The organism is Limosilactobacillus sp., from assembly GCF_051873035.1.
GTDB lineage: Bacteria > Bacillota > Bacilli > Lactobacillales > Lactobacillaceae > Limosilactobacillus.
Map to the genome: position 1 here is coordinate 1 of NZ_JBJEEL010000059.1, position 6650 is coordinate 6650.

The window sequence follows — 6650 nt, forward strand, 5'->3', positions numbered from 1 at the left end:
AACCAAAATAAGTACTGATGTTAAATCCATCAGTACTTAAAATTGTAGAACCGAAAAGGGTTCGGTCAGTTGACCGGACCCTTTTGATATATAATGATAAACAAAGGAAGTGGGAAGATGTTTTTATCAACGGAGGCGTATCCCCAGGCACACCGTATTCTGGGAATAGTGAATGCGACTAGTCATTTAATGCTACCGAGCGAGGCAATTGATTCCTTTGAGTCACTGGATCAGCTGTTTAGTGCAGTGGAGGAAAAGCTGAAAGAACGGGCAGCTGCCAAGGGAGCTGACGGGGTGGTCAACGTGCGTTTTAATACTAACGTTGCCAATGTCCAGGTAGCTCCTAAGTTCTTAGTGCTGACAGGGTACGGGACAATGATTCAATTCATTAAGCCGCAGAAGGAAGCAAAATAATTTTAAATAAATTTGTTTTTCCTCTTGTAATTTTGTTGAAAATCAGTATAATAATTATTGTTGTCTGATAGACATCAACAAAATAGCGATGCCCCAGTGGCGGAATTGGCAGACGCGCAACGTTCAGGTCGTTGTATGGGTTTCCATGTACAGGTTCGAATCCTGTTTGGGGCATAAGTTGAGCTCGGTAGATGTTCTACCGAGCTTTTTTGTTTTATACTCGTACTGGTTAGTCTATCTTACCTGGGGGAATAAACATGGAAAAGATTAGTATAATCGTACCGGTATACAATGGGGAGGAGCATTTGAAAGAATGTCTTGATAGCATTGTTAACCAAGAGTATACCAACCTGGATATCATCATCGTTAATGATGGTTCAACTGACAACTCGTTAAAAATCTGCCAGGAATATTCTGAACGTGATCCCAGGATTAAGCTAATTAACCAAAGCAATCAGGGAAGGAGCACTGCCCGCAACGTCGGGATTGAAGCTGCGCAGGGTTCGTGTATTGCCTTCGTGGACCAAGATGACTACATTTGGCCCAATTACATTAGCAACTTACACCAGCAAATTTGCCTGGATAAGGTCGACGTGGCGATCTGTGATTATGGTATTTTTGATACCGACCATGAAAAATTGAATGTATATGGCCCTAATCGTCACCAATACATCGGTAATTATTCGCGGAAGGAATGGCTGGAAAACGCTGGTAGTTTCTATCTAAACATTGGCGATCAATGTGTAACCCCCTGGGCCAAACTTTTTAAAAAGGCCTGCTTTAAGTATGTCCGTTTTCCTAATAACCGTTCCTACTCCGAAGACGTCAAAACGATGTGGAAAGCGTACCTGACCGCCGACTATGTCTCGTACCGTGACTATAGTGTCCAGAGTACCCTTTACTGCTACCGGGCACCACAGCAGCCAAAACTCAAGGCCAGCTTAGAAAAGATAAGTGCGGCCCAGGCATGGGAGGAACAAATCGCGTTCCTGAGCGTAATCGGCTTTAACATTGATGACCTTAAGAGGGTATATTCGATTAAACTCCACCAGGCCCTTGATGCTGCCCAACAAATTGGCGATGCTTCTACTTGTAACGATTTAAAATTTAAGCTAGTACATTTGAATGAATTTGGCATATAAAAGAGGGACGCTAAGTGGGCGTCCTTTTTTGGTGGCTAATTACCGGGAAGTAAGTTACTTACCTAAAAGTGTCTACTTGTTAGATCTTACTTACTAATCTATAGTAAAGGTGATAAGCAAACGAAAGGGGTAACTTACGATGGCTAATTTGAATGATTCATTGACTTTTCGGCACGGTGCGACGGTTGCCAACCGCTTTGTTCAACCACCGATGCTAACTAACAGTGGTGAAGATGGTTATGCAACTGCGGACACGATTAGCTACTACAATGCTCACGCTAAGTCTGGCGGAATGATCATTACCGAATATATGTATGTTACGGAAAACGGGGGCCGGCAATGACCTGGAAGCGCGGCCGGGAACAGCTAGCAGTTTATGATGATAAGTTTATCCCCCAGCTCAAAAAGGTTGCCCAGGCTATGAAGCATGCTGGTAACAAGGCCATTATGCAAATTGCCCATACTGGTCGTGAAGCTAACTTCCGGGCAATGAATGGTAAGAAGGTCTATGCACCGACTGGCATAGAAGATGGCCTGGACTTCCCATTCCTGCCCTACAAGGTGCACACCCTGTCCGATGAACAGATTCAAGCGATTATTGCGGACTTTGGCAAGGCAACCGAACGGGCGATTAAGGCTGGCTTTGACGGCGTAGAAATTCATGGTGCCAACCACTACCTAATTCAACAATTTGTTTCGGCCTACTCTAACCGGCGGACGGACCACTGGGGCGGCTCAGTCGAGAAGCGGATGAACTTCCCGTTAGCGGTTGTGAAGTCGGTCATGGAGGTCGTCAAAAAGGAAGCACCGAAGGACTTTATCGTTGGCTACCGCATTTCACCCGAAGAGATTCATGGTAAAAACGTTGGTTACACCTGGCATGAGGCAACCAAGTTAATTGATGAAATCACTAAAAATTACGACCTGGACTACATCCACCTATCAATGCCACAGTATAATGCTAAGCCTGGGGATGCCATGCTTGGTGATATTGATAAGGCCGACAGTGAGTATCAGGATTCACAACAGCCATTAGCAACGCTGTTCCACCCGTATCTAAACGGGGCAAAGGAAGTTATCGTTGGTGGCATTACCAGCAAGGCGAAGGCGGAAGATGCGCTTTCGATGGCCGACCTGGTTGCCGTTGGCCGGCAGAACATTATCGACCCGCTCTTTGCCGAAAAAGTCTTAAATGGTAAAGAGGACCAAGTCGTTAGTGAATTAACGGTTGACCAGGTTAAGAAGAACCACATGACACAAGGACTAATCGATACCTACTCTGGTCCCAAAGCGGGAATCCCAATTCCGGGTGCCGAAAACATTCGGTCACTGCACCAGGGCTTCGGTGGCTGGAGTGAAATGAAGTATCCACAAAACGATGAGGTAAAGTAATTAATTAAGTCCACGGTGGGGAGTATTGTATAATAACTGGTAGATACCAAGACAATACGAAATGAGCTGTGGATGAAATGGAACAACGAAAGTACTTCTTAGGATGTAACTACATTATTAGTATCGTAGACGGTAAGTGGAAACCGTCCATTATTTGCTCGCTAGGATTAGGGGCAAAGCGTTTTGGCGAATTACGACACTACCTGGAAAAGTTATATGGAATTACACCGGCCGAAAAGGTGCTGAGTGAGCAACTACACCAGCTAATCGCCGATCGGGTTGTGCGTAGAACTGACTATGGCGTTATGCCACCCAAGGTTGTTTATTCCCTGACGGATCGTGGCGTACGCTTAAAGAAGTTACTGATTCAAATGACGGAATTTGCCGAGCAGATTCAAGACGATTCGGTGAGTTTCATGTATGGCTCTGATGAAATGAAGGGGATCAGCAGGCCTAATCATAAATAGTAAATAGCGGGAGTGCGACTGAAGTCCCTTACGACTTTGTAGTCACACTCCCGCTATTAGTTTGGGATCTGTTAACTGGTATTGATGTGTGAATTTTGATATTGGGGTCCTTAATTCCGCGGACAGCTAGGTAAAATAATGTGGGGGCATTTGCATAGCCTTCTTTAATATGATTTTGGTGGTAAAACGGGTCCCTTTTATGTACAAGGATATAAGCGTGGTACATAAATGAGGCCCAAAGCCCGGCAAAAGCCGAACTCTGGACCTCATATATACGCGCGACGACCCATTAGTTTCCACTAGAAGAAGACAATGATGATAACTAGAGCAATCACCAGTGCGATGGTGACGCCGGCCGCACGGAGCGGGTTACCAAAGGTCTCTCTTTTTAGGCGGAAGGTATTTTCAAGTAGGATGTAGACGGCGATTAAGTAAAGCAGCCACAGGATGTTTAATATCAGGACCACTGGGAAATTAAGGATCAGCTTGACAACCGAAAGCGCTAGTAAAACAAAGTAGGTAATTCGGGCGACCACCAGCCAATCCGAAACGTGTTTTTCCTTTTTGCAGCGGTTACCGAAGAAATTGGCGAGGAGTAGGATAATCACCATCGCCTCAGCAGTTAATTTCAACATAGTTAGTAAGTCCTTTCTGCTACGATTTTACCATAAAGCGCGAAAGTGACCAACGGACCTTTTACTTGAAAATAATAGTGAAAAAGAGTAAAGTGTTTTCTGTTATCCTATTGGAAATATTAGCGAGGTGAAAACTATGGCTGATTTTGAGATTGGTGATGTTGTTGGTTGCAAAAAGTTTGGGCCAATGGATCACGACTTCCAGGGTGTGGTTGAAAAAGTTTACAATAATTCCATAATGGTTTCAATCAATGACTTTGATCCTGCTGACAAGAGTGGTGTCAACGAACTCAACGGTCGGGCAGTTATTCGCCAAAGTGAAGCGAAGATGATCAAGGCAGTACCCCGCGAAGAAAAAGACGATGACGAGGCTGACGAAAAGAAGGGCAGCAAAAAAACTGCCAAAAAGACGAAAAAAGTAACAAAAAAGGCTGACAAAAAGGTATAATTGTTATATACTAACTTAGTGTTAATTATTAAGTTAGTGATGCGGGTATAGTTTAGTGGTAAAACTCAACCTTCCCAAGGTTGCGTCGCGAGTTCGATTCTCGTTACCCGCTTTAGATAGCGTTGGACGATGGTCCAGCGTTTTTTATTTCTTGTATTTGCCACTGAATTTGCTATAATATGTGACTGTATAACTACCAGAAGTAGTAGCAAGGTGGAAGTTTAAGCGACCCCGAGTTGGTGTAAGTCGGGGACTGAGACCGGTGAAAGCGTGTCTGGTGGTAGATTTGAATAGGTAATAATGAGTGGAATCCAATTCAATTAGAGTGGTACCGCGGGAAATCTCGTCTCTAGTATGCAATGTAATACTAGGGACTTTTTTTATTAAGGAGGATTAACAATGGATGAAAAGCAACAAGTAGCAACGGCGATTGCGTCGGCACTGCCTGACCTATCATTGGAAGAGATTATTGATAAAATTGAACGGCCCAAGGATGCTAATAATGGGGACTATGCATTCCCAACTTTCTTCTTGGCTAAGACCATGCATAAGGCACCAAAACTGATCGCTAGTGACCTGTTGGCAAAAATTGACCAGACCGGTTTTGATAAGGTAGTGGTTGCTGGTCCTTACATCAACTTCTTCTTGGACAAGGCCCAAGTGGGTGCAGAAATTGTTAAGGCAATTTTGGCTGATCCAGCAGGCTACGGTCAAAAGGACCTTGGTCACGGTGCCAACGTTGTGATTGACTACTCCTCCCCGAACATCGCTAAGCCAATGGGGATGGGCCACCTTCGTTCCACGATGATTGGTGAAGCGGTTGCCCGGATCCTGGAAAAGGAAAACTACCGCCTCATTCGGGTTGACTACCTCGGTGACTGGGGAACCCAGTTCGGTAAGCTGATGGCAGCCTATGAAATGTGGGGAAGTGAAGAAGAAGTTAAGAAGGATCCAATCAACACTTTATTAAAGTACTACGTCCGGATTAACACGGAGGCCGACGAGCACCCCGAATACACTGAACTTGGTCGGGCCTGGTTTGCTAAGCTGGAACACGGTGATAAGGAAGCTTGGCGCTTATGGCACTGGTTCCGTGAAATTTCAATCGAGCGATTCCAAAAGGTTTATGATATGCTGGACGTCCACTTCGACTCCTTCCACGGGGAAGCCTTCAGTGCCCAAAAGATGGATGACCCAATCCAACTCTTGAAGGATAAGCACTTGCTGAAGCCAAGCCGGGGAGCACAAATCGTGGACCTCGATGCTTACAAGCTGACGCCACCATTGATTATTAAGAGTAATGGTACGACTACTTACATTACCCGGGACCTGGCTACGGCCCTCTTCCGGAAGCGGATGTACGGTCATGCTAAGTCACTATACGTAGTGGGGGCCGAACAGGAGAACTACTACAAACAATTGAAGGCGGTTCTTAAAGAAATGGGCTTCACCTGGTGGAACCAACTGGAACACATCTCCTTTGGTTTGATGAATTTAAATGGTAAGAAGATGTCCACGCGGAAGGGGAACGTGGTAAACTTGGAAGACGTCTTAAACGACTCGATCAAGTTAGCACGTCAACAGATTGCCGAAAAGAACCCTGACCTGAAGAATGCCGATGAGGTTGCTAAGCAAGTTGGTGTCGGTGCCGTTATCTTCCATGACCTGAAGAATGATCGGCGGAATGCCGTTAACTTCAAGCTAGAAGATGTGGTTAAGTTTGAAGGGGAGACGGGTCCTTACGTCCAATACGCGCGGGCACGGGCCGAGAGTATCCTCCGTAAGGGTGGCATTCGTGATTTCAGTAATGTTGACCTGACAACTCTGGGTGAATCTGCTTGGGATATTTTGAGCTTCCTCAGCCAGTATCGTAACGCGGTTGAGCGGGCAGCGGTTAACTATGACCCATCCGTAATTGCTAAGTACGCGCTTGAACTTTCTAAGAAGTTTAACCAGTACTACGCTCATAACCGGATTTTACATGATGATCCAGAACAACCAGCCCGGTTAGCACTGGTACAGGCAGTTAGCCATATCCTCAAAGACGCCTTGGCAATGTTGGATATTAAGGCGCCGGACGAGATGTAAAGTTAGAATGTGAACTACTCGGCCATAAATGACCGAGCTTCTGGGAACGCGAAGTAGTATTTAG

6 protein-coding genes, 2 tRNA genes and 1 pseudogene are annotated in these 6650 nt (G+C 45.4%); 8 read left to right on the plus strand and 1 reads right to left on the minus strand.

What is annotated here, in order from left to right:
- The first annotated feature begins 117 nt into the window (after window positions 1–117).
- The 5 genes and pseudogenes from ACI31H_RS06265 (at window position 118) to ACI31H_RS06285 (ending at window position 3415) form a co-directional block, all read left to right on the plus strand.
- Entirely contained in the window at window positions 118–414 is a 297-nt protein-coding gene (locus tag ACI31H_RS06265) for a hypothetical protein (protein ID WP_439771135.1), read from the plus strand.
- 90 nt (window positions 415–504) lie between these two features.
- Window positions 505–588 (plus strand) — tRNA-Leu (locus ACI31H_RS06270).
- A gap of 83 nt (window positions 589–671) precedes the next feature.
- Window positions 672–1556, plus strand: coding sequence for a glycosyltransferase family 2 protein (locus tag ACI31H_RS06275; protein WP_439771136.1), 885 nt, complete (start codon window positions 672–674; stop codon window positions 1554–1556).
- Window positions 1557–1695: 139 nt separating this feature from the next.
- Window positions 1696–2948 (plus strand): annotated as a pseudogene (locus ACI31H_RS06280) (NADH-dependent oxidoreductase).
- 77 nt (window positions 2949–3025) lie between these two features.
- Window positions 3026–3415: a winged helix-turn-helix transcriptional regulator gene (locus ACI31H_RS06285; RefSeq protein ID WP_439771137.1), complete on the plus strand. Its 390-nt coding sequence runs from the start codon at window positions 3026–3028 to the stop codon at window positions 3413–3415.
- Window positions 3416–3714: 299 nt separating this feature from the next.
- Here the strand turns inward: ACI31H_RS06285 and ACI31H_RS06290 are convergent, their stop codons facing one another.
- The gene (locus ACI31H_RS06290) at window positions 3715–4050 is read right to left on the minus strand and encodes a hypothetical protein (RefSeq protein ID WP_439771138.1); all 336 of its coding nucleotides are present in this window, start codon (window positions 4048–4050) and stop codon (window positions 3715–3717) included.
- Window positions 4051–4186: 136 nt separating this feature from the next.
- Between ACI31H_RS06290 and ACI31H_RS06295 the strand changes: the two genes are divergently transcribed.
- The 3 genes from ACI31H_RS06295 (at window position 4187) to argS (ending at window position 6586) form a co-directional block, all read left to right on the plus strand.
- Window positions 4187–4498, plus strand: a complete 312-nt coding sequence (locus tag ACI31H_RS06295; protein ID WP_439771139.1) for a hypothetical protein — start codon at window positions 4187–4189, stop codon at window positions 4496–4498.
- 41 nt (window positions 4499–4539) lie between these two features.
- A tRNA-Gly gene (locus ACI31H_RS06300) sits at window positions 4540–4610 on the plus strand.
- Window positions 4611–4897: 287 nt separating this feature from the next.
- Entirely contained in the window at window positions 4898–6586 is a 1689-nt protein-coding gene (gene argS / locus ACI31H_RS06305) for an arginine--tRNA ligase (RefSeq protein ID WP_439771140.1), read from the plus strand.
- The last annotated feature ends 64 nt before the right edge of the window (window positions 6587–6650 follow it).

What these genes read in the sequence shown, in the direction of transcription:
- ACI31H_RS06265 (WP_439771135.1), top strand. Translation starts at nt 118, where the DNA reads ATGTTTTTATCAACGGAGGCGTATCCCCAGGCACACCGTATTCTGGGA.
- ACI31H_RS06275 (WP_439771136.1), top strand. Translation starts at nt 672, where the DNA reads ATGGAAAAGATTAGTATAATCGTACCGGTATACAATGGGGAGGAGCAT.
- ACI31H_RS06285 (WP_439771137.1), top strand. Translation starts at nt 3,026, where the DNA reads ATGGAACAACGAAAGTACTTCTTAGGATGTAACTACATTATTAGTATC.
- ACI31H_RS06290 (WP_439771138.1), bottom strand. Translation starts at nt 4,050, where the DNA reads ATGTTGAAATTAACTGCTGAGGCGATGGTGATTATCCTACTCCTCGCC.
- ACI31H_RS06295 (WP_439771139.1), top strand. Translation starts at nt 4,187, where the DNA reads ATGGCTGATTTTGAGATTGGTGATGTTGTTGGTTGCAAAAAGTTTGGG.
- argS (WP_439771140.1), top strand. Translation starts at nt 4,898, where the DNA reads ATGGATGAAAAGCAACAAGTAGCAACGGCGATTGCGTCGGCACTGCCT.